The organism is Agrobacterium sp. 10T429, from assembly GCF_056393925.1.
Genome location: NZ_JBFTGV010000002.1, coordinates 55,134 through 81,071 on the forward strand (window position 1 = coordinate 55,134; position 25,938 = coordinate 81,071).

The following is a 25,938-nucleotide window of genomic DNA, read 5'->3' on the forward strand; positions in this document are numbered from 1 at the left end:
ACACGGTGCGTTTTTATAGTCCACAGCATTATCTGTTTTCCCGAAGGATCGCGCTGGTAACCACATGAATTTTTGACTGTGCCGGACAAGTTATGTGTCGTTTTATGCTGTTTCAGCTATATATTTTTATTTTTCTGACTGCGGCACGCTGTGGAATCGAAGTCTGCGCCTAGTGCAACATCTAAGCAAGATACTGTGAACAAAAAAAGAAACCCGGCGTTGCGGCCGGGTTTCCTTTTGTCGATATTTCAAACGGGCAGTGCCCCGTTCTTTTAAGCCGCCATCGCCGTCTTGAGGTTTTCATCGATCTTGTCGAGGAAGGCGGTGGTGGAGAGCCAGGGCTGGTCCGGACCGATGAGGAGCGCGAGGTCCTTGGTCATGAAGCCGCTTTCGACGGTGTCGACGCAGACGGTTTCGAGCGTTGCTGCGAACTTTGCGAGTTCTGCATTGTCGTCCAGCTTGGCGCGGTGGGCGAGGCCACGGGTCCAGGCGAAGATCGAAGCGATCGAGTTGGTCGAAGTTTCCTGACCCTTCTGATGCTGGCGGTAGTGGCGCGTGACCGTGCCGTGTGCCGCTTCAGCTTCAACCGTGCGGCCGTCCGGCGACAGGAGAACGGAGGTCATCAGGCCGAGCGAACCGAAGCCCTGGGCAACCGTATCAGACTGCACGTCGCCATCGTAGTTCTTGCAGGCCCAGACGTAACCGCCGGACCATTTCAGAGCGGAGGCGACCATGTCGTCGATCAGGCGGTGTTCATAGATGATGCCGATTTCATCGAACTTCGCCTTGAACTCGGTCTGGTAGACTTCTTCGAAGATGTCCTTGAAGCGGCCGTCATAGGCCTTCAGGATGGTGTTCTTGGTGGACAGGTAAACCGGCCACTTGCGCATCAGGCCGTACATCATGGATGCACGGGCGAATTCGCGGATGGATTCGTCAAGGTTGTACATTGCCAGCGCAACGCCAGCGCTCGGCGCGTCGAAGACGTCCTTTTCAATGACCTGACCGTCTTCACCGACGAACTTGATCGTCAGCTTGCCCTTGCCGGGGAACTTGAAATCGGTTGCCTTGTACTGGTCGCCGAAGGCGTGGCGGCCGACGACGATCGGCTTCGTCCAGCCGGGAACGAGGCGGGGAACGTTCTTGCAGATGATCGGCTCGCGGAAGATGACGCCGCCCAGAATGTTGCGGATCGTGCCGTTCGGGCTCTTCCACATCTGCTTCAGGCCGAATTCCTCGACGCGCTGCTCATCCGGCGTGATCGTCGCGCATTTGATGCCGACGCCGTGCTTCTTGATGGCATGTGCCGCATCGACTGTTACCTGGTCGTTGGTAGCATCGCGGTTTTCGACCGAGAGGTCATAATATTCGATGTCGAGATCGAGGTATGGCAGGATCAGCTTGTCCTTGATGAGCTGCCAGATGATACGGGTCATTTCGTCGCCGTCGAGATCGACGACTGGATTGGCTACCTTGATCTTTGCCATGAATTCCTCACCTTCGAAGCTGTGGCGCCTGGTGACGCCGGTATTCGGAAAAATATCCGGTGCGGCTATAGCATCGCGCGCGCCTGAGGCAAAGCCATGGGGGGCGCTTTTTTGGCGCGGTGCAATAACGCTTTGCGCATTGCCAAACCATATTGCCGGAATACAGTCAGGCGAATCGCTTCGCCCGCGCGTCGGGCCTACCTCCGGGATCACATCATGCGGAATATTCTGCTTCTGACTGCCGCCGTCCTCTTTTCCCACAGCGCCCTTGCGGCCGGCCCTGCCGATCCCGTCCAGAAGGTGATGGACATTACCGTCAAGAACTGGTCCGGCGATGCGGAAAACTGGAAATACATCTTCGACGAGGACATGCTGACCAGCCTGTTCAGCAGGGACTTCGTTGCCCAATACCGCGAAGCTTCCAAGAAGCCGGCTTACGAGGCGGAAAGCGGCGAGACCGGCGATCCCTTCGGCTACGATGTGGTGACCAACTCGCAGGATGGCTGTCCGCTGGTGGATGTTTCGGTAACGCCCGGTGAGGTGAAGGACGGCGTGACTGACGTGACGGCGAAGTTCAAGCTCTGGGCCTGCATGGATGAGGCAGAGATGAAGGCAACGGTCGACGAGGTGCATTTCGATGTCATCGAGGAAAACGGCCAGCCTGTCATCAGCGACATTCACCGGGTTGGAGACGAGGGCAGGGATTCGCTGCGCGCAGAGATGGCGGCGATCATCAAGGGCGAATAACAGGGCGTTCTGCCTGCCCCGGCTTTGATTTTGGCGCCGATCTGTGCCAGTGAAGCGCGCTTTAGAGCATTTTCAGGAAAAGCGGCGACCGGTTTTCAGTCTGGAAATGCGCGAAAACCATAAAACGCATCGGCCTGAAAATCGATGCGGCGCTTCAGAAACTGGAAAACGACGATGGCAGGCACAAACAGCGAGCTTGAACTTGTGGCGGAAGGCCCGGCGATCATTCTGGTCGAACCGCAGCTCGGCGAAAATATCGGCATGGTGGCACGGGCAATGGCCAATTTCGGTCTTGCCGAACTTCGCCTCGTCAAGCCGCGTGACGGCTGGCCGAACGAGAAGGCGCGCGCCGCCGCTTCCAAGGCCGATCATGTCATCGACGGGACGAAGGTGTTCGAGACGCTGGAAGAGGCGATCAAGGATCTCAATTTCGTCTATGCCACGACCGCGCGGGAGCGTTACGGTTTCAAACCGGTTCGTGCCCCCGTCACCGCAGCCGGCACGCTGCGCGCGAAGTTCAAGGCGGGTGAAAGAACCGGCATCCTGTTCGGGCGTGAGCGCTGGGGCCTTACCAATGAAGAAGTGGCGCTGGCCGATGAGATCGTGACATTTCCGGTCAACCCCGCCTTCGCGTCGCTCAATATCGCGCAGGCCGTGCTTTTGATGTCCTATGAGTGGATGAAATCCGGCATGGACGATCTGGACGAGACGCTTTTCCATCCCATCGAGCAGCGGCCCTCGACCAAGGAACAGGTCTTCGGCCTGTTCGAACACATCGAGGAGGCGCTCGATGCGCGCGGATATTTTCATCCGCCCGAAAAAAAGCCGAAAATGGTGGACAATCTGCGTGCGGTGCTGTCGAGACGCGGCTTTTCCGAGCAGGAAATCAGTGTTTTCCGTGGCGTGATCAGGTCACTCGATCGTTTTCCCCGGCAGTGGCCTAAGCAGGCAGGCCGGGCCGGAACGGCGGAGGGACCATTGTCGGAGAGGGCTGGGGAGAATGCTGAAGACGACTGAGGCTCTGGCCGATGTTCTCAAACCGGTGCTGGTATTCGATTCCGGCATTGGCGGGCTGACGGTACTGCGCGAGGCGCGCGTGCTGATGCCCGAGCGCGGTTTCATCTATGTGGCCGACGACGCCGGTTTCCCCTATGGCGGCTGGGAAGAGGAGGCGCTGAAAGCGCGCATTCTTTCGCTCTTCGAAAAGCTGCTTGAAGACTATAGCCCCGAAGTCTGCATCATTGCCTGCAACACCGCCTTCACACTGGCAGGCGCCGATCTTCGGGCGCGCTTTCCTGATATGACTTTCGTCGGCACAGTTCCAGCTATCAAGCCTGCGGCCGAACGCACCCGTTCCGGTCTCGTTTCCGTGCTGGCAACCCCCGGCACCGTCAAGCGCGCCTATACGCGCGATCTCATCCAGTCATTCGCCACGCAATGCCATGTTCGCCTCGTGGGGTCGGAAAATCTGGCGCGTATGGCCGAAAGCTGGATCAGGGGCGAACCGATCTCCGATGAAGCCGTGCTGGCGGAAATCGAGCCCTGCTTCATCGATAGCGACGGCAAGCGCACCGATATCGTTGTTCTCGCCTGCACTCATTATCCCTTCATGGCCAATGTGTTTCGCCGGCTGGCGCCATGGCCGGTGGACTGGCTCGATCCGGCGGAAGCGATTGCCCGTCGCGCGCGCCACCTGGTGCCGCTGCCGCAGGATGCGGAGCATCCAGATGGTTTCGATTTCGCCGTCTTCACTTCCGGCAAGCCGGATTTCGCCACACGGCGGCTGATGCAGGGTTTTGGCCTCAGCGTCTCGCTGAGCTGAACGGCTTGTTGCATTTTTGCATCTATTCTGCCGGACTTTTGCAATTCGAGATTGCGACCTCTTGTCGCGTCCGGCATCTCGTGTAAGATGCATCTTGTCTGTAACCGCTATAAAAAGGAGGCGTGGAATGACTGACTATATGAATATGCGCCTTACCGGCATGTCTGGCTTTTCCGGCATGGTCGTCGGCGGTTACATGTCCCGAGGCATCGACCTCCGATAAGGCTTCCTGCCTGATTTCCCTGCCGTTTGGCATCTTCACTTCGTCTGACAGCTGAATTGTGCGTCCGCGCTACCGCGTGTTGCGCCCGCCGTTCCTGCATGTCGTTTTATCATCGATAAAGGACCTGGCTGCTTCGCCGCGCCGGGACGGATTCCCTATGCAGAAAAATCAACCATTGGTAGCATATGCGCTGCCGGATGCGGTCGACCGCCTGTTCGTCACATTCGGCGTCTGGAAAACCCTGAAAGCGGTTCTCGTCGCGGCAATGGTGCCGCGCCCGCCGCCGACCGATCTTTCCGATCTGCCGGAGCGTCTTCTGGACGATATCGGCCTGGAGCCGTCCGACCGCAAAATGCGGCGGGAGTGGGCCCCTCCTTACTGGGCGCCGCGGTTTTGATGGCGACAGTCTCTCCGGCGAGAAAATGCCGGAGAGGCTGCGTCGTCCGTTTCACACTTCTAATGATGTTCGAAATGCGCGCCTCCGTCATGCCGGACTTGACCCGGCATCCACCCACGGTGCGTCTGCGAGGAGTTCATTGCCGCACTTCAGTTTTCCGTAACGGAAGCTGCGGAAAGGCCTGGCATATAGCGCGTTGCACTATTCTCGGGAACGTCCGGGCGGGCGATACCCCTGATCTTGCCCTGCGGCTGGAGCGGGCAGGGGGCAGCGCGGCGCGGCATGGCTTGCCATGCCGTCAAATTACGATCTTGCACAGGCGATGAAGCGGCGGCAGCAGCCTGTCGTCCGCTGGATGACAAAGCGGCACAGCCTCCGAAAATTTGGCTTGATACCGGGCGCTTTTGGTGGCTTGCTCCAAAGACCGAACGGGGGAGATTGCATCATGCCACTGGAGAACTGGCTGGCCTTCGTGGCCGCATCCGCCATCATGCTTGCCATTCCGGGGCCGACAATCCTGCTGGTGATTTCTTATGCTCTGGGGCATGGACGCAAGGCGAGCACCGCGACGGTGACGGGTGTGGCGCTTGGTGATTTCACTGCGATGACGGCCTCCATGCTGGGGCTTGGCGCGCTGCTTGCCACATCGGCGGCCCTTTTTACCGGTCTGAAATGGATCGGCGCGGCTTACCTCATCTATCTCGGCATCAAGCTGTGGCGTTCGCCGGTTGGCGTTGAAGGTGGTGAAGCCGCAGGCGTAACCGGCCGTGAAAGGCCGCTCAAAATCTTCCTGCATGCCTATGTCGTTACGGCGCTGAACCCCAAAGCATTGTCTTCTTCGTCGCCTTCCTGCCGCAGTTTCTGGTGCCGACGCTGCCTTTCTGGCCGCAGGTGCTGATTATCGAAGCGACATTCCTTGTGCTTGCCAGCTGCAATGCGGCCCTTTATGGACTTCTGGCAAGTGCCGCCCGCAATACGATCCGCAAACCCAAGGTTCAGCGCATCGTCAACCGCACGGGCGGCGGTCTCCTGATCGGCGCCGGTCTCATTACATTTGGCTGGAAGAGGGCGGTTTCGGCGTAAAACGCCCGTCGATCGCCTGAAATTCGGACATAACAAAATGGCGTTGCCGCATATTCTTCTTGCCCTGATCACCGTGTTTTTGTGGGGCTTCAACTTCGTTGCCATCAAGATCGGCGTCGCCGACATGCCGCCTCTGTTTCTGACGGGGGTGCGCTATCTGTTTGCAGCCGTGCCGTTGGTGTTCTTCCTTCCCAAACCCAATGTGCCGTGGCGGCATATGATCGTTTACGGCATGGCGATGGGTTTCGTGCAATTCGGCCTGCTTTACCCGGCCATCAAGCTCGGCCTGCCGGCTGGGCTTGCTTCGCTCGTCATGCAGTCGCAGGCCTTCTTCACGCTGGCGCTGGCCGTGGTGTTTCTCGGCGAGCGGCCGTTGCCGTCACAGATCGTCGGCGCAATCGTTGCCTTTGGCGGGCTGGCGGTCATCGGCGTGGAGCGCATGACGGCTGCAGCGTTGATACCGCTGCTGATGGGCGTCGGCTCGGCCATTGCCTGGGCCTGCGGCAACATCGTCAATCGCCGCATCGGCCAGGTGAATGCGGTCTCCTTTGTCGCATGGACGAGCCTTGTACCCGTTCTGCCGTTGGTGCTGCTTTCGCTGGTGGTGGAGGGACCTGATGCGATTGCGGAAGGGCTGCACAATGCGACGCCTACGATGGCTCTCGTGGTGATCTACATGGCCTATGGTGCGACCATCGTCGGCGCGGGTATCTGGAGTTACCTGCTTCTGCGTTACCCGGCCGGAACGGTGGCACCGTTTTCGCTGCTGGTGCCGATTGTCGGTTTCGTCAGCGCCTATCTCGCTTTTGCGGAGCATATTACCGTCTTCGAAGTGGTCGGTGCCGCATTGGTCATCATCGGGCTGATGCTGAATGTGTTCGGCAGGCGGCTATCATTTTCGCGCGTCTCGTCCGGGGCCGCATAGATGTGGCGCAATTGCCTGTGCATTATCGGCACGGGGCAGACGCAATTGGTGATTTTTTGGTAAAGAGCATGTTCGGCCGCCGTTACGGGAATCGGCCGGATGACATGCAGCACGAGGAACGGAACATTGCAGGTCGGCATCGACATGGGAACCCTATCGGGCGGGCAGCAGGCCAAGCTCGATATTGAGGAATTGCTTGCAACGCGTTTGCTGGTGCAGGGCAATTCCGGGTCCGGCAAGTCACACCTCCTGCGCCGGCTCCTCGAGCAATCGGCGCAATGGGTGCAGCAGGTCATTATCGATCCCGAGGGTGATTTCGTCACGCTGTCCGACAAGTTCGGCCATGTGGTGGTGGATGGAGAGCGCACGGAAGCCGAGCTTGCGGGCATTGCCAACCGCATCCGCCAGCACCGCGTTTCCTGCGTGCTGACGCTTGAAGGTCTTGATATCGAGCAACAGATGCGGGCCGCTGCCGCTTTCCTCAACGGCCTGTTCGATGCGGATCGCGAATTCTGGTATCCCGTGCTTGTCGTTGTGGATGAGGCGCAGATGTTTGCGCCCTCCGTCGGCGGCGAGGTGACCGAGGATGCGCGCAAGGCGTCGCTGGGCGCCATGACCAATCTGATGTGCCGTGGGCGTAAACGCGGGCTTGCGGGCGTTATCGCCACGCAGCGCCTTGCCAAGCTTGCCAAGAACGTAGCGGCTGAAGCCTCGAACTTCCTGATGGGCCGCACCTTTCTCGATATCGATATGGCGCGCGCTGCCGATCTGCTCGGCATGGACCGGCGGCAGGCGGAAATGTTCCGCGATCTGCAGCGCGGCAATTTCGTGGCGCTTGGACCGGCGCTGTCGCGCCGCCCGTTGCCCATCGTCATCGGTGCGGTGGAAACCTCGGCGCGGTCTTCCTCGCCGAAGCTGATGCCGCTGCCGGATGCACCGCAGGATGTGGAAGATCTGATCTTCACGCCGGACCCGGAAGAGTTCACGCGACCCGCCACGCGCCGCACGCCGCCAGCGCCGCGCCCGACAACCGATATCCTCGCTGAACTCTCCCGCTCCACCCCCGCCGCCGCCGGTCCTTCACCGGAGCAGTCGGCGCGTGCAGGTCAGCCGGAGCTGACGCCGGAGGAGCGCGAAGAGAAGATCGCGGCGGTGCTGGTCGAAATTCTCGACGATCCGCAATCGGCCTATCGCACGGACGCCGTGCTGTACCAAGATTTTCTGGTGCGCGCGCGCATGCGCCGTATTCCCGGCACGCCGATGACGCTGGCGGATTTCCGCCGGCAGGTGGCGATTGCCCGCTCCGGCGTGGATGCGGCAATGGCGGCCAGCGAAGGCTGGGAGAAAGCGCTGGAATTGTCGATGTCGGTCTCCGACGATCTGCAGGGGGTTTTCCTGCTGTTGGTCAAGGCGGCGCTCAATGAGGAGCCTTGCCCATCCGACGCCCGTATTGCCCGCGCTTACGGTACCCATTCCGCCCGCCGTGCGCGCCGTCTTCTCGGTTATTTCGAGGAGAAGGAGCTTGTGGTGGTACACGCCGATTTCTCCGGCAAGCGCATCGTGGCGTTCCCCGATCTCGACGCGAAGACCGCACCTGGCGATGCGGATGCGGCTGAGGATGATGCGAGGCTGGCGGCGGAGTAATCGCTATTCAGTCAAAGTCCGCACTGCGAAACTGATCGTCGTGTAGAGACCACTGAGGCTCAGAGCCAGTACGCAAACAATAACGGCTATAAACAGTGCCGAGGTCAATCGATGCGGCCGTTGATAGGGGCGGGTGCTGACATGTGTTTGCAAGGGAGCGAGCCGGGAGAGCTGGGTCGCTGTCCATCCGTCACGTTCGAATTCCGGCGAAGCGATAAATTCAGCAAGATGCCGTTGTCGTCTAATGGAAGAAGGCAATTGCGCCAGAAAGCGTTGCGGTTGACGCCTGTTGCTTCTTGACAGGAATATAGTGATCGCTTCCCTGAAACGCTCGTCGCGTGCGCCTGAGCAGAACAACATCCGTCCCGCTTCAATGAGATCGTTCATCTCAAGCAGCACTTCACCGTATTTTTGAAAGAGTGCCAGATCGACGTCGGGATGGCTGAGCCTGCCCTGAAGGATTTCCTTCGCTCGCCAAAGTTTCTTTTCTGAGATTGCCTGATCAACGGTTTCAAAAGTCATTTTTGCGATGAATTGGACGTTTGTTTTAATACTGAGAAAATAGATTTCGCTCTAGCTAACAATAATACAGATTATATATTTCATCATCAAAAAAGAAAGAGGAGGCGTAATCGCCTCCTCCTTGCTCATCATTACTCGATAGCCTTTGTTTCCTTGCGAGTTGCAATCAGCGAACCGATGATGCCGGTTGCGAGGATGGCGACGGTGACGCCGAGCGAGACGGCGGGCGGGATCTTGGCGATGCCCAGCATATCCGCGACGAAAATCTTCGAGCCGACGAAGACCAGAACCGCAGCCAGCGCGTATTTCAGATAGGCAAAGCGGTGGATCAGGGCGGCAAGTGCGAAATAGAGGGCGCGCAGGCCGAGGATCGCGAAGATGTTAGAGGTATAGACGATAAACGGATCGGTGGTGATCGCGAAGATCGCCGGGATCGAATCGACCGCGAAGATAAGGTCGGCGATTTCGACCATGATGAGCGCCAGAAACAGCGGCGTCACAAAGGTCTTAAGCTTGCCTGTGGCAGCATCGGTCTCCTTGACGAAGAATTTCTCGCCATGCAGCTTCTCCGTTACCGGAAGGCGGCTGCGCAGGAATTTCAGGATGCGGTTATTACCGATGTCGTTCTCGTCATGGTCGGATGAAAACAGCATCTTGAGGCCCGTGAAGACGAGGAAGGCCGCAAAGAGATAAAGCACCCAGTGGAAGTTTTCGACAATGGCGGCGCCGCCGGCAATCATGATGCCGCGCAGAACGATCACGCCGAGGATACCCCATAGCAGCACGCGGTGCTGATATTGGCGGGGAATGGCGAAATAGGAGAAGATCATCGCGATGATGAAGATATTGTCCATGGCGAGGCTTTTTTCGACCACGAAGCCGGTGACATATTCCATCGCTGACTGTTCACCGGACTGGTACCAGATCCATCCGCCGAAGGCCAAGCCGATGGCGATATAAAAGCCGGACATCAGCAAGCTTTCACGGATGCCGATTTCCTTGGAATTCTTGTGCAGCACGCCGAGATCGAGCGCCAAGAGGCCAAGGACGAGAGAAATGAAGACCGCCCACATCCATGTGGGGGTACCGAGAAAATCGTTGAGGAGGAACTCCATCAGTCAACCTTTAGCCGGACGAGGTTGGCTTTGCGGATGGGGACGCGTATCAGGAATAAACGTGGGCCCCAACCTTCAAGAGACTCGACATCGCGTGTTGTCCGGTAACACGCCAGAGGGGCCCGAGTCCTGATTACGGCTTAAAAGTGGGTGGGCCTTCCAGCTTTTCAAGGGGTGGTTCGAGAAAAAAGCGGCGGGCTTTGTTTGACAAATTTGTAAAACGTGTTTAGAAGCCGCCCCAACGCCGGGCAGTCATGTCCGGTGTGTTTCGTTGACTGCCTTGCAGTTTATAAGCTGACGTTCGGCGGTCAACATCACCGACATGTCCCGTGGTCTCTCCATTCGCATGTGAGAAACCTGTCAGAGGTCCTGAAACGGGCTTCAGAGGAGGGCGTGTTTCCTCAAACCGGTTTGGCAACAAACCGGCATAACCTATTGAGAAGGAAATACGATGAGCAAGCGCGAATCGGCTAAGTATAAAATTGACCGCCGTATGGGCGAAAACATCTGGGGCCGTCCGAAGTCCCCGGTAAACCGCCGCGAATACGGCCCGGGCCAGCACGGTCAGCGCCGCAAGGGCAAGATGAGCGACTTCGGCACGCAGCTGCGCGCCAAGCAGAAGCTCAAGGGCTACTACGGCGAACTGCGCGAAAAGCAGTTCCGCGCCACCTACGACGAAGCAAACCGTCGCAAGGGCGATACCTCCGAGAACCTGATCGGCCTGCTCGAGTCGCGTCTGGATGCCATCGTCTACCGCGCCAAGTTCGTTCCGACCGTTTTCGCATCGCGTCAGTTCATCAACCATGGCCACGTCACGGTTAACGGCGTTCGCGTCAACATCGGTTCTTACCGTTGCAAGCCGGGCGACGTTATCGAAGTTCGCCAGAAGTCCAAGCAGCTGGTGACCGTTCTCGAAGCTGTTCAGCTCGCAGAACGCGACGTTCCTGATTACATCGAAGTCGATCACAACAAGATGGTTGCGACCTATGCTCGCATCCCGGCTCTGTCTGACGTTCCGTACCCGGTCGTCATGGAACCGCATCTGGTCGTCGAATTCTACTCGCGTTAATCGGCGCGTTTCAGTATTGAGAAAGCCGCCCCTCGGGGCGGCTTTTTTGTTTGCTGGGGAAGGCTTTGCATGCAGGACATTCAGGCGATCGTCGATTCCATTTACGACAGCATGGTGCCGCGCCTGGGCGAGGGCAAGGTTGCGGATTACATTCCGGAACTCGCCAAGGTCGATCCGAACCAGTTCGGTATCGCCATCACCACTGTCGACGGAACCACCTATACGGCCGGCAATGCGCTCACGCCGTTCTCGATCCAGAGCATCTCCAAGGTCTTCATGCTGACGCTGGCGCTCGGCAAAGCGGGCGAGACGGTGTGGAACCGGGTCGGGCGTGAGCCGTCGGGGTCGTCCTTCAACTCCATCGTCCAGCTGGAGCACGAGCACGGCATTCCGCGCAATCCCTTCGTCAATGCCGGTGCCATCGTGGTGACGGATATCGTTCTTTCCGGCCACCAGCCGCGCGAGGCGATTGGCGAGCTTCTGCGTTTCGTCCGTTATCTCGCTGATGATGACACGATCAGCATTGATGACACCGTGGCGAAATCCGAGCAGGCGACGGGTTTCCGCAATTTCGCGCTTGCCAATTTCATGCGGTCCTTCGGCAATCTGCATCACCCTGTTGAATATACGCTGGGCGTCTATTTTCATCAGTGCGCGCTGTCCATGACCTGCGCGCAGCTTTCACGGGCCGGTCTTTTCCTTGCCAATCGCGGCCGCAATCCGCTGAGTGGTCATACGGTTGTGTCAGACCGACGCGCGCGGCGCATCAATGCGCTGATGCTGACCTGCGGCCATTATGACGGATCGGGCGATTTCGCCTATCATGTCGGCCTGCCGGGCAAGAGCGGCGTGGGCGGCGGCATCATGGCAGTGGCGCCGGGCAAGGCGTCGATTGCGGTCTGGTCGCCGGGTCTGAACAAGGTCGGCAATTCGGCGCTTGGGTCGCATGCGCTGGAAATGCTGGCGACGAAAACCGGCTGGTCGGTATTCGGGGCTTGATATTGCGGGCGGATGCGGGCATTTCCTGCATTGAAAATGGCTGAACGCCAGAGCGGGCTAATCATGAACATTGTCACCAGCATCGCAGATGAGGTCGAGGCCGATCAGGACCTGGCCGGAGAAAATGGCGCTTCGCATCCGCTGTTCGACGCGGCGCCCCGTTCCGTCTCCTTCAACAAGCTGCGCAAGCGGCTGTTGCGCAATGTACGTCAGGCCTTCGGGGATTTTGGCATGCTGAACGGCCAGAAGCGCTGGCTGGTAGGCCTTTCCGGCGGCAAGGACAGCTACGGCCTTCTGGCGCTGCTGCTTGATTTGAAGTGGCGCGGCCTTTTGCCCGTGGAACTCATTGCCTGCAATCTGGATCAGGGCCAGCCGAATTTCCCCAAGCACGTCCTGCCGGAATATCTGGCGAAGATCGGCGTCGCACATCGCATCGAATATCGCGACACTTATTCCGTTGTGAAGGAAAAGGTGCCGGCGGGTGGCACCTATTGTTCGCTCTGTTCGCGGCTGCGGCGCGGCAATCTCTACCGTATTGCGCGGGAAGAGGGCTGCGACGCGCTCGTGCTCGGCCATCACCGCGAGGATATTCTCGAGACCTTCTTCATGAACTTCTTCCATGGCGGCCGTCTGGCTGGCATGCCGGCAAAGCTGATGAACGACGAGGGCGACCTGATGGTGCTGCGTCCGCTTGCCTATTGCGCCGAAGAGGATATGGCGAAATTCGCGGCGGCGATGGAATTCCCGATCATTCCCTGTGACCTCTGCGGCTCGCAGGACGGGCTTCAGCGCAATGCCATGAAGGAGATGCTGGCTGACATCGAAAGGCGTATGCCGGGCCGCAAGGACGTGATGCTGCGGGCGCTTGCCCATGTCAATCCATCGCATCTGCTCGACCCGAAGCTTTTTGATTTCTCGGCGCTTTCTGTCACCGGGGCGTCACCTGAAGAGCGTACGGAGGCCAGCCCTCCCTTATGAAGAAGTGCCCTTAGCGATGACCCTTTCCGATAAAGATATCGACTTTCTGATTTCCACCGTTGCCGCTGCCGGCCGCCAGGAAATCATGCCCCGCTTCCGCAATCTCGACGCAGGCGCGATTTCCGAAAAGACCTCTGCCGTCGATCTCGTCACCGAGGCGGATATTCTGACGGAAAAGGCGATAACCGCCGCTCTTCTGCAACGGTTTCCGAAGGCCCATATTGTCGGCGAAGAGGCCTATGACGCGGATCAATCCGTTATTCCTGCCCTTGCCGATGCACCATTTGCCTTCGTGATCGATCCAATCGACGGCACTTTCAACTATGCTTCCGGTTTTCCAGCTTTCGGCACGCTGCTCGCCGTCACCGTCAAGGGTGAGACGGTCGCAGGCATCATCCACGATCCTGTCATGGGTGATACCATCCTTGCTCTCAAAGGCGAGGGCGCTTATCTCCACCGCAAGGACGGCTCACAGGCAAGGCTCAAAGTTGCCGATCCCCTGCCATTGTCCGAAATGGTCGGCATATTTTCCTGGGGTCACAGCCATGAAGATCGCCGCCCGGTGATCGCCGCCAATATGGCCAAGATCAAGATGGCGCTTTCAATCAATTGCTCGGCTCATGAATATTGGCTTGCCTCGACTGGCAAGCTGCACTTCATCGGCCACGAAAAGCTGATGCCTTGGGATCATCTCGCCGGCGTTCTCATTCATCAGGAAGCGGGCGGCTACACGGCCCGTTTCGACAATACGCCCTACCGGCCAGGACAGACGACAGGCGGCATCCTGTCGGCACCCGACAAGGAAAGCTGGAAGATGCTGCGCCGGGAAATCGTGGCCTTATAATATTGATGCTTAAATAGAAGGATATCGCCCATGGCTATCGAACTCGACATCGCCTCTCTCGCCAATGCGCTTCAGGAGGCGGCGGCAGTGGAAATCCTGCCGAGGTTCCGTAATCTGGGTGAGGGCGACGTCAGGATAAAGAGCGAGGCGATAGACCTCGTAACCGAGGCTGACGAGGCTGCTGAGCGGCTGATCCGCGCCCGCGTGCAGGACATCATGCCGCAGGCGCTGTTCATCGGTGAAGAGGCCGTTGCGGCGGATGCCTCGCTGCTTGGCAAGCTTGCGGATGCGGATCTTGCCGTGGTGGTCGATCCGATCGACGGCACCTACAACTTCGCGTCGGGCCTGCCGCTGTTTGGCGTGATGATGAGCGTCATCTCCAAGGGCGAGACCGTTGCCGGTCTCATCTTCGATCCGATGGGCAATGACTGGGCGATTGCCGAAAAGGGTTCCGGCGCATGGCTTTGTGCCGCCGATGGTTCGCAGACGCAGATGTCCGTCGTGCCCGCACCGGCACTGTCGCAGATGGTCGGCATCGCCAACACCGGTTATTTTGACGTGGAGACCCGCCGCAAGATTCTCATGAACCTCGCGGATGTGCGGCTCTTCACCAGCTACCGTTGTGCTGCGCATGAATACCGCGTGTTCTGCGGCGGCCACATGCATTTCCTGATGTACAACAAGCTTATGCCCTGGGATCATCTCGCTGGCACCCTGCTTTCGCAGGAAGCGGGCGCCTACGCCGCCCGTTTCGACGGCTCGCCTTACCTGCCGCGCCACCTTGAAGGTGGCCTGCTGCTTGCTCCTGATCAGGAGACATGGGAATTGCTGCGCGAGAAGATTTTCACGGTTTGAGTGAAGTTCGGCTTTTATCAATAAAAAGGGCGCGGAACCGAGTTCCGCGCCCTTTTTATTTGTCTGTCTGCCCTTAGTGCGTCGGCTTGTTGTGGGCCTGAAACAGCACGCCCTTTTCTCCGATCAGCACGAAGACGAGGCCGATAATGGAGACGGTGAAGAAGCCGGCTACCATTGGCAGCGCTGTGCCATCGAAAGCCTGACCGATAACGGCACCGATCAGCGAACCGCCGACGGTTCCCATGAAGCCAATAACGGACGAGGCCGTGCCGGCGACATGGCCGAGCGGCTCCATGGCGAGCGAGTTGAAGTTCGAGCCGATCCAGCCGAACTGGAACATGGCAAGCGCGAAGAACACGATGAAGATCGCAAAGGGCATCGGTTCCGGCCCGACCATCTGTACCACCAGCCACACGAAGGTGATGGCGATGAAGCCGAGCAGCGATCCGTGCGACAGCTTGCGCATGCCAAACCTGCCGACAAGCCTTGCATTGATGAAAGACGAGAAGGCCATGAACAGGGCGACGCCCGCAAAAGCGGCCGCAAACCATGCGCCCAGCCCGTAGATGCCCTTATAGACCTGTTCGGCGGAATTGATGAAGCCGAACAGCGCACCGAAGATGAATGTGCTGGAGAGCGTGTAGCAGAGCGCGATACGGTTGGTGAGCACGATCTTGAAGCCACCGAGGATCGAACGAATAGTGAAAGGCCTGACGTCATCGGCATGCAGGGTTTCCGGCAGGCGGAAATACATCCAGGCGGTCACGACGGCGGCAATTCCGGCCATGAAGGCGAAGATAAGGTGCCAGTCACCGAAAAACAGCACGATCTGGCCAGTGCCGGGTGCGATGACCGGAACGACCATGAATACCATCATGATCAGCGACATGACTTCCGCCATCTGACGGCCGCCATAGATGTCGCGCACGATCGAAATGGTGATGACGCGCGTCGCCGCAGAGCCGATGCCCTGAATGAAGCGCAGAACCAGCAGGCCAGTGAATGACGGTACGAAGACGACGGCAATGGCCGAGACGATGTAGATTGCCAGCCCGACGAGCATCGGCTTGCGGCGCCCGAAACGGTCCGAGATCGGTCCGTACACAAGCTGAGCGATGCCGAGGCCAAGAAGATAGGTGGAAATGACGTATTGACGGTGGTTTTCATTCACGACGCCAAGTGACGCTCCGATTTCCTGAAGGCCAGGCAGCATGATATCGATGGCCAGCGCATTCATCGCCATCAGCATCGCGGCAAGCGCGATGAATTCCGTGCGCCCCATCGAAACGGCGCGCGAAGTGGTGGATTGTGAAAGTTCTGTCACAGGATTGCCCCAAAAAGAACGGCAAAGGCGTTGCATGAAGCAACGCCTGGCATAAGTTTTCTGACAATCAGGGTGGGCCGGATGAACCGGCCGAAATCAGGCCGCGCCGCGGACGCTGATACCCTGTTCTTGGAAGTGATTTTGAAGTTCACCGGACTGGAACATCTCTCTTACGATGTCACAGCCGCCGACGAATTCGCCCTTGACGTAGAGCTGCGGGATGGTCGGCCAGTTGGAATAATCCTTGATGCCCTGACGGATGTCGGCATCGGCGAGCACATTGACGCCCTTGTAGTCGACGCCGAGATAATCGAGGATCTGTACGACCTGACCGGAAAAACCGCACTGCGGGAATTGCGGGGTGCCCTTCATGAAAAGAACGATGTCGTTGCTCTTCACTTCGCTGTCGATCATATCGTGAATGCCGCTCATAGGCCTATTCCTTTCACATGCGGTTCAAGGCCGCTGCTTTGACTTTGTCCCTAAATAACATGTCGCGGCGCGATTTCCACCCGGGAAGCGTAAAAAATACGCTGCTGTGTAGTCGCAAAGTGACGGCCGAAACCTTGGCTACCAGGTTGGAAGCACGCTGAGGTGATGCATCATCGAAGCCGCTGTCTGCTGCGGGCGGCGGCGGTGCGTCTTTTGCTAACCTGTTTTTTAGCCGGCTTGGGTTTGACGGCTGCTTTGATTGCCGCTTCCAGCACGGAGCCGACGATGCCGCCTGCGAGGGACGTGTTGCTTTTGGTCCGGCGGCGGATGCGGCGGGTTTTGCGAAGGCCTGTCTTGGCGAGGACTTCGGACAGAGCGCCTTTGACGACGCCGTTTAGCAATTGATCGACGATCCCAGACAAAATTCCCTCGCAACAAATAAATCATATTTCCGTCGCGTTTTTTACTATACGTGCATCGCCCACTGTATCAAGCGATCCTTTCGGGTGTCTCCAGCCCGAGGGTTTATGCATGCCGACCGTCAAGTCACGACTTGTTCTTTATTTCCCGGGCTTCGATCCGCTCGATGCGGCTGCGCATCATCTGCGCTATCAGCGGGCGGCAGCGCTTGCTGGCAAGACGTGGGGTGTCAATTATGCCGTGGGTGCGCTGGAGAACTCGCCGGCTGGCGAAACATTCTCGGTGGAGGCCTCGGCCGGCGACTGGCGGACGCGTTCCACCATCTTCGTCTACGACCACAATGCTGTGATATCGCGCCTGCGGGATGCGCCACTCTGGCGGCAGATCGCACTAGGCTTTGCGGCTGCGGCCGGTATCGTCGCGGAAGGTGGGGCAGGGCGTTACCTCCGTCATGCCTGGCGTTTCGGCCTGTTCTTCATTTTCCCGTTTCTGCTGATGCTGGTGGGTGGTGCACTTGCGGCGGGGATCGCGCTCTCGCCATGGCTGTTCGGTTTGCCGCTCTGGTTGCTTGCGATCAGTCTTCCCGCTGCGGCCTTGTTCTTCGTGAAGGCGTTTCTGCCTTTCGCCCAGCGGTTTCATACGTTGCATCTTTATGCCGACTGGCGCTTTGCGCTGGCCGTCGGGCGCGATGAGCCGATTGCCCGCAACTGGATTGAAGAGAAGGCAGCCCTCGTTCTCAAAGCGCTGGAGCAGCCGTCTGAGGAGGTTCTGGTCGTGTCGCATAGCATGGGCGCCAGCCTGGCGCTCGCCGTGATAGGTCGTGTGCTGGAACTGCGGCCAGATGCGCTGGATGGCCGGAAGCTGTCCTTTGCGACCCTCGGTGGCGCTGCGCTGCAATGCGCGCTGCTGTCGAGTGCGGACAGGCTTCGCCAGAGCGTCGGCGTGATTGCGCGTCACCCTGAAGTGACATGGTTCGATATCCAGTGCCTGACGGATCCGATCCACCTCTACCGCTGCAACACCGTGGCGCTGACCGGACACAAGGATGCGCCACAGCCGAAGATCGTGCCGATCCGTTTCAAGCACTCGCTTTCACCCGAACGCTACAAAAAGAACAAGCGCAACTTCCTGCGCATGCACCGGCAATATGTTCTGGGGCCGGACCGCAAGTCCGGTTACGATTTTACCCTGCTGACGGCTGGGCCGTTGCCGGCTGCCTCCTTTGCCGATCTGGAATCGCAGCAACCACCTGTTTTGTAAGCGGCACGCGCCATTTGCCGGAAAAGAAAAGGCCCGCGTGACAGTCTCACGCGGGCCTTTTTCAATCCATGGCTTCAAGCGTTGCCGCGGCAAGGACAGTGAAACCGTTCTGCCGGAGACGCTTTTCCGGGCGCAGTCATTCGGGAGCCGAGGTCTGCAGGGCAAGGGCGTGCAGAACACCGCCCATATTGCCCTTCAGCGCGTCATAGACCATCTGGTGCTGCTGCACGCGGGTCTTGCCCTTGAAAGCATCCGCGACGACTTCCGCCGCGTAATGATCGCCATCACCGGCCAGATCGCGGATCGTGACCTTTGCCCCGGGAATTCCCGCCTTAATCATGTCTTCAATGTCGCCGGGTTTCATGGGCATGGTGTATCTCCTTAATTCATTCTGCGGCGATTAGAGTTTCGCCATCCATGAATTGAGGGAACCACGATTCATAGGCCAAGTGCAATTCTTTAATCTCGATAGCGCGTGCCGTGCCCAGCTTTACGCTTGAGCCGCCGGTGACGCCGATCGCCGGGCAGGAAACGCCCGCTGCCTTCGCTGCCGCGCGCACTTCATCCAGATCGCTCTTCTTCACGGTCAGCACATAACGGCCCTGATCTTCGCCATAGAAGGTGAGGACGGGATTATGGCCCTCGACCGCGTCGATCGTCGCGCCGATGCCGGAGGAAATTGCCATTTCGGCAACTGCGAGAGCCAGGCCGCCCGAGGAGCAATCGTGAACCGCTGTGGCAAGACCGTCTGCGATAAGGGCGCGGATGAAATCGCCATTTCTCTTTTCAGCTTCCAGATCGACATGCGGTGCAGGGCCATCGATGCGGCCATGCACGTCGCGCATGTAAACGGACTGGGCAATATGGGTGCCAAGACCGGCAGGCGCGCCCGCCAGCAGCACGACTTCGTCCGCGGCGGCAAAGCGGATGCGCGCCATACGGCCCCAGTCCTTCAGCAGGCCAACGCCGCCGATGGTGGGGGTGGGCAGGATCGCCTGACCGTTGGTCTCGTTGTAGAGCGAGACGTTGCCGGAAACGATCGGGAATTCCAGTGCGCGGCAGGCTTCGCCGATGCCCTTTATGGCATGGACGAGCTGGCTCATGATCTCGGGCTTTTCCGGATTGCCGAAATTGAGGTTGTCGGTGGCCGCGAGCGGCAAAGCGCCGGTTGCGGTGATGTTGCGCCAGCATTCGGCCACGGCCTGCTTGCCGCCTTCAAAGGCGTCTGCCTCGACATAACGCGGTGTCACGTCGGAGGAGAAGGCGAGCGCCTTCTTGTCATGGCCTTCAACGCGGACAACGCCGGCATCGCCACCTGGCAGCTGCAGGGAATTGCCCTGGATCAGCGTGTCATACTGTTCGTAGACCCAGCGGCGCGAGGAGTTGTTGGCCGAACCGACCAGCGACACCAATGCGTCGGCAATGTCTGCATCAGGAACGTCGTTCTCCGCAAGCGGAGCCTGAACCTTTGCGGGCGTCCACGGGCGGTCGTATTCCGGAGCCTGATCACCGAGATCCTTGATCGGAAGGTTGGCGACTTCCTCGCCATTGTGCAGCACGCGGAAACGCAGGTCGTCGGTGGTCTTGCCGACGATGGCGAAGTCCAGACCCCACTTGACGAAAATCGCCTTGGCGACTTCTTCCTTGGAGGGCTCGAGAACCATGAGCATGCGCTCCTGGCTTTCCGATAGCATCATTTCGTAGGCCGTCATGCGCTCTTCGCGCACCGGTACGGCGTTGAGATCAAGTTCGATACCGAGATCGCCCTTGGCGCCCATTTCGACGGCCGAGCAGGTAAGGCCGGCGGCACCCATGTCCTGAATGGCGATGACCGCGCCTGTTTTCATCAGCTCGAGGCAGGCTTCCAGCAGGCACTTTTCGGTGAAGGGGTCGCCGACCTGAACGGTTGGGCGCTTTTCTTCGATCGACTCATCAAATTCGGCAGAGGCCATGGTCGCGCCGCCGACGCCGTCGCGGCCGGTCTTCGCACCGAGATACACCACCGGCAGGCCGACGCCCTTGGCTTCCGAAAGGAAGATCGCATCGGACTTGGCAAGCCCGGCGGCAAAGGCGTTGACGAGGATGTTGCCGTTATAGCGGGGATCGAATTCCACTTCGCCGCCGACGGTCGGCACGCCGAAGGAGTTGCCGTAACCGCCGACACCGGCGACGACGCCAGCCACGAGGTGGCGGGTCTTCGGATGGTCGGGTGCGCCGAAACGTAGCGCATTCATGGCTGCGATCGGGCGTGCGCCCATGGTGAAGACATCGCGCAGGATGCCGCCGACGCCGGTTGCCGCACCCTGATAGGGCTCGATGTAGGACGGATGGTTGTGGCTTTCCATCTTGAAGACGACGCAGTCGCCATCATCGATATCCACCACGCCGGCATTTTCGCCGGGGCCTTGAATGACGCGCGGGCCCGTGGTGGGCAGGGTCTTCAGCCATTTCTTGGAGGACTTGTAGGAGCAGTGCTCGTTCCACATGGCCGAGAAAATGCCAAGCTCGGTAAAGCTCGGCTCCCGTCCGATCAGGTCGAGGATACGCTGGTATTCGTCGGGCTTCAGCCCGTGGGATGCAACGAGTTCCGGGGTGATCTTGATGGAGTTTGGAATCGACATAGGTCTCACGCGGTTCGAGCCGAGGAAAGTTTCCGGTTCTTTAGCGCAAGAGGCCTCTCCGTGCGACAGGAAAATGCGCAGTTTTGCCAGCAAAACGCTGCTTTGTTGGGTTATTCAGAACTTGTAGCCGACCATAAGTCCGACACGCGTCAGCCCGTCATTGGGGCCGTCGCACAGATTGGCATGGGAGGCATGTTCGATCTGGGTCGAAATATTCCAGTTGCTGTTGAAGCGATATCCGATGGCGGCATATTCATGAAAAAGCACGCGGCAACCGAATTCCGCGCCAGTTTCGCCCGTACCATTTCTCAGCCTGCCGTCATGCCACAGGCCGCCAAAGCCGAGGTCGACGAAAATCTTCGGATTGAGGTCGAAGGTCCAGTTGATACCGCCGTAAATGGTATTTGCTTCGCCCTCGGTGCCGATTTCCGCACCCAGATGCAGACGCGGTCGGGCAAGTTTTTCGCTAAAAGTGACAGCCGAGGCGCTCGCGAAAGGATCGAAATAGGCAGTGAAGGCCGGGAATACGCCATCTTCGCCGCCACCACTGCGATCGGCAAGCGAGGTTGTGACCCCGAAACGCAATTCATCGAACACCGTGCCGTCTGCGGCGGCGGCCGGCGTCATGTCACTCAACACACATGCTACGAAAACCATCGCGAGAGCAACAAATGCCCTGGCGGATATGGAACTGGATGCTGCCATCGAATCATTCCCCGCTCCGAAGTAGGGAAAGGATGGCAGATTCGTCGGCGTGGTAAATAATGAGTTACTGAATTAGGGGGCGTGTTGCAGGAAAGACTCGTTCCCGCTCACGCCTCGCTTTCGTAACCGGCTGAACCATTGTCGAGCAAATGCCGCAGGATACCCAGGGCATGCTTCAGTTCTTCCTGGTTTGACGGCCCGGAAAGGCTGATGCGGACACGGTGGTAAACCTTCTCCGTGCGCCCGGCCTTGAACTCGTCCTCGTCGTCTATCAGCACACCTTCCTTCATGGCAGCGCTGCGGAAGGTTCCAGACAGCCACGGTTCAGGCAGCCTCAGCCACAGAAAGGCGATGTCCGGCAGGGAGTTGAATTCCAGCCCTGCAAAGATGCGTCTGGCGAGGGCCTCGCGCTGGTTGATCTCGGCGATACAGTCCTTGCGGATGTCGTCTGCGTCACCGCTGTTGACGAGGCGTGCATTCAGTTCGGCCAGCATAAACGGCAGTCCGCCGGTTATCATCGAATGCGAAATGCGAATTCTCGAGGCGAATTGCGCCGGGCAGGCGACCCAGCCACCCCTGACGCCGGCGGAAACGGATTTCGACAGGCCGCCGACAACGAAGGTAAGATCGGGCGCGAATTCCGCAATGAGTGGGATCGCATCCCGCGTCATGGCGCCATAGAGATTGTCCTCCACGATCCATACGCCGTATCTGCGGGCGATATCGGCGATCGCCCGCCGCCGCTCCTCGGGCAGGGTGGCGCAGGTCGGGTTCTGGCCCGCCGACATCAGGAAGATCATCTTTGGATGCTGTTGGGCGCAAACGCGCTCGAAATCATCGGGGATAATGCCTTTCTCATCCACTTCCACCAGTGTCACCCGCCGTCCGGCAAGGGCGGCGCTGCGGCTGATATGGGAATAGGTGAGGGGTTCGAAAACGATACGGTCGCCCGGCGCGGTCATTGCCGTTACCACACTCATCACCGCAGCATGGGCGCCAAGCGTCGAAACGATGTTTTCCGGTTTTGGCGACCAGCCATTCTGGGAAAGCCAGCGAACGCCTGCCATGCACCAGTTGTCGGGAAAGGAGCGGGTGTAGTTGGAAATTTCGAACGGATGTTCTCTCGTCACGGCCTCGACGTGTTTGCTGACCAGCGCGCTCTGCCCGACATCGGGAGCAGCCGTGGTGTTCAGGCGGAATTCGGCGCTGGTGTCCACCGCGTAGCGCGTGCCGCCGAATGCCGATGCCGTCGGTTCCACGCGTGATAACGGGGCGGCAGCCTTACGCTCGTTGACATAGGTGCCACGGCCGACTTCGCCGCTGACGAGGCCGCGTTCGTGGATGAGGGCATATGCCCGGCTGATTGTACCGATTGTAACACCCAGATCGAAAGCGAGATTGCGTTGCGGCGGCAATTTCGACCCGGCCTGCAAGATGCCATCCGAAATTGCGCCTTCGATCTTGTCCGCGAGGCGAAGGTAGATGGGGCCGTTGCCCTCGGTGATATCGGGAAGCCAATTTGTCATGGTGACAATTTATGCATTGTATCTATCCGCAAGTCAATTGTATTTATCGGATGCAGTCAATGAGATCAAACGCACGGAGACAATAGGTGCAATATGCGCAAGATGGATCAATACCTTTCGACAGCGGATACGCTTTATCCTGACGGCTACGAACGGGAACGCGTGTTCCGCGATACCGGCGACATGGTCGCACCGTCGCCCTTTCCGGCCCGGATCGCTCACACGCTTATTGGCCGCCTGATTGCGGGATTGTCCAACTGGCATGGCAAACGTCAGGGACGGCTTGCCTTGCGGGAATTGTCCGACGATCTTCTGGACGATATCGGCGTTACGCGGGACGAGGCCTTGAAGGAGGCCGCGAGATCGCAGCTGTTTTCATGGCCGTCGCGGCCGCTTTGATTTTCTGCCGGAGAGCGGCGCCATCTTTCCCCGGTGCCTGAACAGCCATTCGGCAGGCCCGCCACGCCAGTCCCAACCGGCGTCGGCGGGTCTTTTTTGTATTTGGTAGGCTTTTAGCGCAGTTTTGCCCGATCAGCAGCCCTTGCCGCCATTCGCCCAGCGTTTGACGTCGGTTGCGATGCGCCCGGAGATGGCTTCGTTCATAACGGGGCCGAAAGCGTCGAGCTTTGCCGGGTTGCCTTCTGCCTGAATAACCAGCATCGGGCGCGATTCCGGGCTGTTGCGCGGTACGAGCAGAATGCGCGGACGGCCCGAGAAGGAGTTGAGTTCGGGCGCCAGGCGATAGGCCTTGAACGCCGGATCGCCCGATTTGAACCAGCAAGCATTGGCGCCAAGCGCGATTCGCTCCATCGTCGGTAATGCCGCACGGGATGCGGAGGACGATGCCGGTTGCGGCTTGGGCTGGCACGCAGCAAGCGCTGCTGCGGCGAGAAGCAATCCAGCGGCCTTCGGGGCGTGGGCACGGAGCAGGCGGTTCATCGCGTCATCCAAGGTAAGGGCCAAAAACTGGAGCCATAAAGAGCATCATCGGGAAGAGGGCAGGCGGATGGCCCGCCCGCTTGTCAGGCTGCGATAACGCCAAGCGCCGAGGCGAAGAGGCCACGACCGTCATTGCCGCCATGGGCAGCTTCGATCAGGTTTTCCGGGTGCGGCATCATGCCGAGAACGTTGCCCTTGGCGTTGATGACGCCGGCAATGTCGTTCAGCGAGCCGTTCGGATTGGTGCCATCTGCATAACGGAAAACGACCTGACCGTTGTCTTCGACGGACTTAAGCTCATCCGTATCGAGGAAATAGTTGCCATCGTGGTGGGCTACGGGGCAGCGCAGAACCTGGCCCTTGTCATAGGCGCGGGTGAATTCGGTGTCGTTGTTGACGACTTCGAGTTTCACTTCGCGGCAGACGAATTTCAGTGAGGCGTTGCGCATCAGCGCGCCCGGCAGCATGCCCGCTTCGACCAAAATCTGGAAGCCGTTGCAGACGCCGAGAACCTTGACGCCCTGCTCAGCCTTTTCGCGAATGGCCTGCATGACCGGCATGCGTGCAGCAATTGCGCCGCAACGCAGATAGTCGCCATAGGAAAAGCCGCCCGGAATGACGATCAGGTCGACATCCGGGATAGTCGTCTCCGTCTGCCAGATGGTGACGGGCGCCTTGCCGGAGATTTTCGTGAGTGCCGCGATCATGTCGCGATCGCGGTTGAGGCCGGGAAGTTGGACGACAGCGGATTTCATGGTCGGCGGCTCCTGCGGCTTTAGAGAATGGCGATAGAGTAGTTTTCGATAACCGTATTGGCCAGGAGCTTTTCGCACATCGCCTTCAGGTCGGTCTCGGCCTTGGCCTTGTCTGCACCTTCCAGTTCCAGGTCGAAGACCTTGCCCTGACGGACATGGCCGACGCCACCGAAACCGAGGCTGCCGAGTGCGCCTTCGATTGCCTTGCCCTGCGGATCGAGAACGCCGTTCTTCAGCGTAACAGTCACCCGTGCCTTGATCACCTGATCTTCTCCTGATTTTACCTTGCTAGGCCGATATTATTTCACGAGGCCGAAATTACTTTACCAGGACAGGGCCGGTGCCGCGGATCGGTTCGTTTTCATTGATGATGCCGAGACGGCGTGCCACTTCGGAATAGGCTTCCACGAGGCCGCCCATGTCGCGGCGGAACAGGTCCTTGTCCATTTTTTTCTGGGTCTCGATGTCCCACAGGCGGCAGCTATCGGGCGAAATCTCGTCGGCGAGGATGATGCGCATCATGTCGCCTTCGAACAGGCGGCCGCATTCGATCTTGAAGTCGACCAGCTGGATGCCGACGCCCAAGAACAGGCCGGACAGGAAGTCGTTGACACGGATCGCCAGTGCCATGATGTCGTCAAGCTCGGCAGGGTTGGCCCAGCCGAAGGCCGTGATGTGCTCTTCGGAGACCATCGGGTCTTCCAGCTCGTCGGACTTGTAGTAGAACTCGATGATGGAGCGCGGCAGAACCACGCCTTCATCGATGCCGAGTCGCTTCGACAGCGAGCCGGCGGCGACATTGCGCACGACGATCTCGAGCGGGATCATCTCGACTTCCTTGATCAACTGCTCGCGCATGTTGAGGCGGCGGATGAAGTGTGTGGGAATGCCGATCTTGTTCAGATGGGTGAAGACATATTCACAAATCCGGTTGTTCAACACACCTTTGCCGTCGATGACTTCGTGTTTTTTCTTGTTGAAGGCAGTCGCATCGTCCTTGAAGAACTGGATAAGCGTGCCTGGCTCCGGACCTTCGTAGAGGATCTTGGCCTTGCCTTCGTAAATACGGCGGCGACGGTTCATAATGGCAGGTCTCTTGGTTCACGCCGATTCTGGTGGCGTTGCGTTTCTGTCTTTGAGCGGTCCCATAAAGGAAAAGAGTGCATTCTACAATGCGGCTCGCATATCTTCCCTTCAATTCTTGTGTCGGGCGGAAGAATGTTGCCCGGCCGAAAATCGACCGGCT

The 25,938-nt window shown here is 58.9% G+C and carries 27 protein-coding genes and 1 pseudogene; 14 read left to right on the forward strand and 14 right to left on the reverse strand.

The window, feature by feature from the left end; genetic code table 11:
- Positions 1-272 precede the first annotated feature (272 nt).
- The gene (locus AC1DCP_RS05230) at positions 273-1,487 is read right to left on the reverse strand and encodes an NADP-dependent isocitrate dehydrogenase (RefSeq protein WP_003516051.1); all 1,215 of its coding nucleotides are present in this window, start codon (positions 1,485-1,487) and stop codon (positions 273-275) included.
- A gap of 216 nt (positions 1,488-1,703) precedes the next feature.
- Between AC1DCP_RS05230 and AC1DCP_RS05235 the strand changes: the two genes are divergently transcribed.
- From AC1DCP_RS05235 to AC1DCP_RS05265, 7 genes and pseudogenes are all read left to right on the forward strand, one after another.
- Positions 1,704-2,234, forward strand: coding sequence for a hypothetical protein (locus AC1DCP_RS05235; protein WP_013636405.1), 531 nt, complete (start codon positions 1,704-1,706; stop codon positions 2,232-2,234).
- 174 nt (positions 2,235-2,408) lie between these two features.
- Complete coding sequence (locus tag AC1DCP_RS05240; RefSeq protein WP_013636404.1) at positions 2,409-3,251, forward strand: RNA methyltransferase; 843 nt, start codon at positions 2,409-2,411, stop codon at positions 3,249-3,251.
- On the forward strand, positions 3,235-4,056 hold the full coding sequence (gene murI, locus AC1DCP_RS05245; RefSeq protein ID WP_013636403.1) for a glutamate racemase: 822 nt from the start codon (positions 3,235-3,237) through the stop codon (positions 4,054-4,056). The genes AC1DCP_RS05240 and murI overlap by 17 nt, the downstream gene beginning before the upstream one ends.
- Positions 4,057-4,436: 380 nt before the next feature.
- Positions 4,437-4,676: a DUF1127 domain-containing protein gene (locus AC1DCP_RS05250; RefSeq protein WP_013636401.1), complete on the forward strand. Its 240-nt coding sequence runs from the start codon at positions 4,437-4,439 to the stop codon at positions 4,674-4,676.
- Positions 4,677-5,121: 445 nt separating this feature from the next.
- A pseudogene (locus tag AC1DCP_RS05255) lies at positions 5,122-5,759 on the forward strand (LysE family translocator).
- Positions 5,760-5,796: 37 nt separating this feature from the next.
- A complete protein-coding gene (locus AC1DCP_RS05260) occupies positions 5,797-6,684 on the forward strand; it encodes an O-acetylserine/cysteine exporter (RefSeq protein WP_013636398.1) in 888 nt (295 codons plus the stop codon).
- A 126-nt stretch (positions 6,685-6,810) separates the two neighbouring features.
- Entirely contained in the window at positions 6,811-8,328 is a 1,518-nt protein-coding gene (locus AC1DCP_RS05265) for a helicase HerA domain-containing protein (protein WP_025593912.1), read from the forward strand.
- A gap of 3 nt (positions 8,329-8,331) precedes the next feature.
- Here the strand turns inward: AC1DCP_RS05265 and AC1DCP_RS05270 are convergent, their stop codons facing one another.
- Positions 8,332-8,850: a hypothetical protein gene (locus AC1DCP_RS05270; RefSeq protein ID WP_065687233.1), complete on the reverse strand. Its 519-nt coding sequence runs from the start codon at positions 8,848-8,850 to the stop codon at positions 8,332-8,334.
- 131 nt (positions 8,851-8,981) lie between these two features.
- Entirely contained in the window at positions 8,982-9,965 is a 984-nt protein-coding gene (locus AC1DCP_RS05275; RefSeq protein ID WP_003516041.1) for a TerC family protein, read from the reverse strand.
- 451 nt (positions 9,966-10,416) lie between these two features.
- On the opposite strand from AC1DCP_RS05275, the gene rpsD reads away from it, so the two are divergent.
- The 5 genes from rpsD to AC1DCP_RS05300 all read left to right on the forward strand — a co-directional run bounded on the left by rpsD (position 10,417) and on the right by AC1DCP_RS05300 (position 14,710).
- Positions 10,417-11,034, forward strand: coding sequence for a 30S ribosomal protein S4 (gene rpsD, locus AC1DCP_RS05280; RefSeq protein ID WP_003516040.1), 618 nt, complete (start codon positions 10,417-10,419; stop codon positions 11,032-11,034).
- A gap of 69 nt (positions 11,035-11,103) precedes the next feature.
- The gene (locus AC1DCP_RS05285) at positions 11,104-12,033 is read left to right on the forward strand and encodes a glutaminase (RefSeq protein ID WP_003495341.1); all 930 of its coding nucleotides are present in this window, start codon (positions 11,104-11,106) and stop codon (positions 12,031-12,033) included.
- 63 nt (positions 12,034-12,096) lie between these two features.
- On the forward strand, positions 12,097-13,011 hold the full coding sequence (gene ttcA / locus AC1DCP_RS05290; RefSeq protein WP_003516038.1) for a tRNA 2-thiocytidine(32) synthetase TtcA: 915 nt from the start codon (positions 12,097-12,099) through the stop codon (positions 13,009-13,011).
- Positions 13,012-13,027: 16 nt separating this feature from the next.
- Positions 13,028-13,855: an inositol monophosphatase family protein gene (locus tag AC1DCP_RS05295; protein ID WP_003516037.1), complete on the forward strand. Its 828-nt coding sequence runs from the start codon at positions 13,028-13,030 to the stop codon at positions 13,853-13,855.
- A 30-nt stretch (positions 13,856-13,885) separates the two neighbouring features.
- Positions 13,886-14,710 carry an inositol monophosphatase family protein gene (locus AC1DCP_RS05300; RefSeq protein WP_065687234.1) on the forward strand — a complete coding sequence of 275 codons (825 nt, stop codon included), beginning with the start codon at positions 13,886-13,888 and terminating at the stop codon, positions 14,708-14,710.
- Positions 14,711-14,783: 73 nt separating this feature from the next.
- On the opposite strand, the gene AC1DCP_RS05305 is transcribed toward AC1DCP_RS05300, so the two are convergent.
- The 3 genes from AC1DCP_RS05305 to AC1DCP_RS05315 form a co-directional block, all read right to left on the reverse strand.
- Positions 14,784-15,992 carry a multidrug effflux MFS transporter gene (locus AC1DCP_RS05305; RefSeq protein ID WP_065687398.1) on the reverse strand — a complete coding sequence of 403 codons (1,209 nt, stop codon included), beginning with the start codon at positions 15,990-15,992 and terminating at the stop codon, positions 14,784-14,786.
- A 138-nt stretch (positions 15,993-16,130) separates the two neighbouring features.
- On the reverse strand, positions 16,131-16,466 hold the full coding sequence (gene grxD, locus AC1DCP_RS05310; RefSeq protein WP_003516034.1) for a Grx4 family monothiol glutaredoxin: 336 nt from the start codon (positions 16,464-16,466) through the stop codon (positions 16,131-16,133).
- Between the two features lie 170 nt (positions 16,467-16,636).
- Complete coding sequence (locus tag AC1DCP_RS05315; RefSeq protein WP_013636391.1) at positions 16,637-16,888, reverse strand: hypothetical protein; 252 nt, start codon at positions 16,886-16,888, stop codon at positions 16,637-16,639.
- A gap of 109 nt (positions 16,889-16,997) precedes the next feature.
- Between AC1DCP_RS05315 and AC1DCP_RS05320 the strand changes: the two genes are divergently transcribed.
- A complete protein-coding gene (locus AC1DCP_RS05320; RefSeq protein WP_367078819.1) occupies positions 16,998-18,146 on the forward strand; it encodes a hypothetical protein in 1,149 nt (382 codons plus the stop codon).
- Between the two features lie 136 nt (positions 18,147-18,282).
- Here AC1DCP_RS05320 and AC1DCP_RS05325 read toward each other — a convergent pair whose 3' ends face one another.
- The 4 genes from AC1DCP_RS05325 to AC1DCP_RS05340 all read right to left on the reverse strand — a co-directional run bounded on the left by AC1DCP_RS05325 (position 18,283) and on the right by AC1DCP_RS05340 (position 22,998).
- A complete protein-coding gene (locus AC1DCP_RS05325) occupies positions 18,283-18,516 on the reverse strand; it encodes a BolA family protein (RefSeq protein WP_003516012.1) in 234 nt (77 codons plus the stop codon).
- A gap of 16 nt (positions 18,517-18,532) precedes the next feature.
- Positions 18,533-20,767 (reverse strand): phosphoribosylformylglycinamidine synthase subunit PurL, encoded by a 2,235-nt coding sequence (purL, locus tag AC1DCP_RS05330; RefSeq protein ID WP_065687236.1) that lies wholly within the window; start codon positions 20,765-20,767, stop codon positions 18,533-18,535.
- A gap of 114 nt (positions 20,768-20,881) precedes the next feature.
- Positions 20,882-21,472 carry an acyloxyacyl hydrolase gene (locus tag AC1DCP_RS05335; RefSeq protein WP_112152888.1) on the reverse strand — a complete coding sequence of 197 codons (591 nt, stop codon included), beginning with the start codon at positions 21,470-21,472 and terminating at the stop codon, positions 20,882-20,884.
- 107 nt (positions 21,473-21,579) lie between these two features.
- Entirely contained in the window at positions 21,580-22,998 is a 1,419-nt protein-coding gene (locus AC1DCP_RS05340) for an aminotransferase-like domain-containing protein (RefSeq protein WP_003516009.1), read from the reverse strand.
- Positions 22,999-23,091: 93 nt separating this feature from the next.
- On the opposite strand from AC1DCP_RS05340, the gene AC1DCP_RS05345 reads away from it, so the two are divergent.
- The gene (locus AC1DCP_RS05345) at positions 23,092-23,397 is read left to right on the forward strand and encodes a DUF1127 domain-containing protein (protein WP_003516008.1); all 306 of its coding nucleotides are present in this window, start codon (positions 23,092-23,094) and stop codon (positions 23,395-23,397) included.
- A 132-nt stretch (positions 23,398-23,529) separates the two neighbouring features.
- Here the strand turns inward: AC1DCP_RS05345 and AC1DCP_RS05350 are convergent, their stop codons facing one another.
- From AC1DCP_RS05350 to purC, 4 genes are all read right to left on the reverse strand, one after another.
- Positions 23,530-23,937 carry a hypothetical protein gene (locus tag AC1DCP_RS05350; RefSeq protein WP_065687238.1) on the reverse strand — a complete coding sequence of 136 codons (408 nt, stop codon included), beginning with the start codon at positions 23,935-23,937 and terminating at the stop codon, positions 23,530-23,532.
- Between the two features lie 83 nt (positions 23,938-24,020).
- Entirely contained in the window at positions 24,021-24,692 is a 672-nt protein-coding gene (gene purQ / locus AC1DCP_RS05355; RefSeq protein WP_003516005.1) for a phosphoribosylformylglycinamidine synthase subunit PurQ, read from the reverse strand.
- A gap of 20 nt (positions 24,693-24,712) precedes the next feature.
- A complete protein-coding gene (gene purS / locus AC1DCP_RS05360) occupies positions 24,713-24,955 on the reverse strand; it encodes a phosphoribosylformylglycinamidine synthase subunit PurS (RefSeq protein WP_003495372.1) in 243 nt (80 codons plus the stop codon).
- Positions 24,956-25,010: 55 nt separating this feature from the next.
- Complete coding sequence (gene purC / locus AC1DCP_RS05365; RefSeq protein WP_003516002.1) at positions 25,011-25,775, reverse strand: phosphoribosylaminoimidazolesuccinocarboxamide synthase; 765 nt, start codon at positions 25,773-25,775, stop codon at positions 25,011-25,013.
- Positions 25,776-25,938 lie beyond the last annotated feature (163 nt).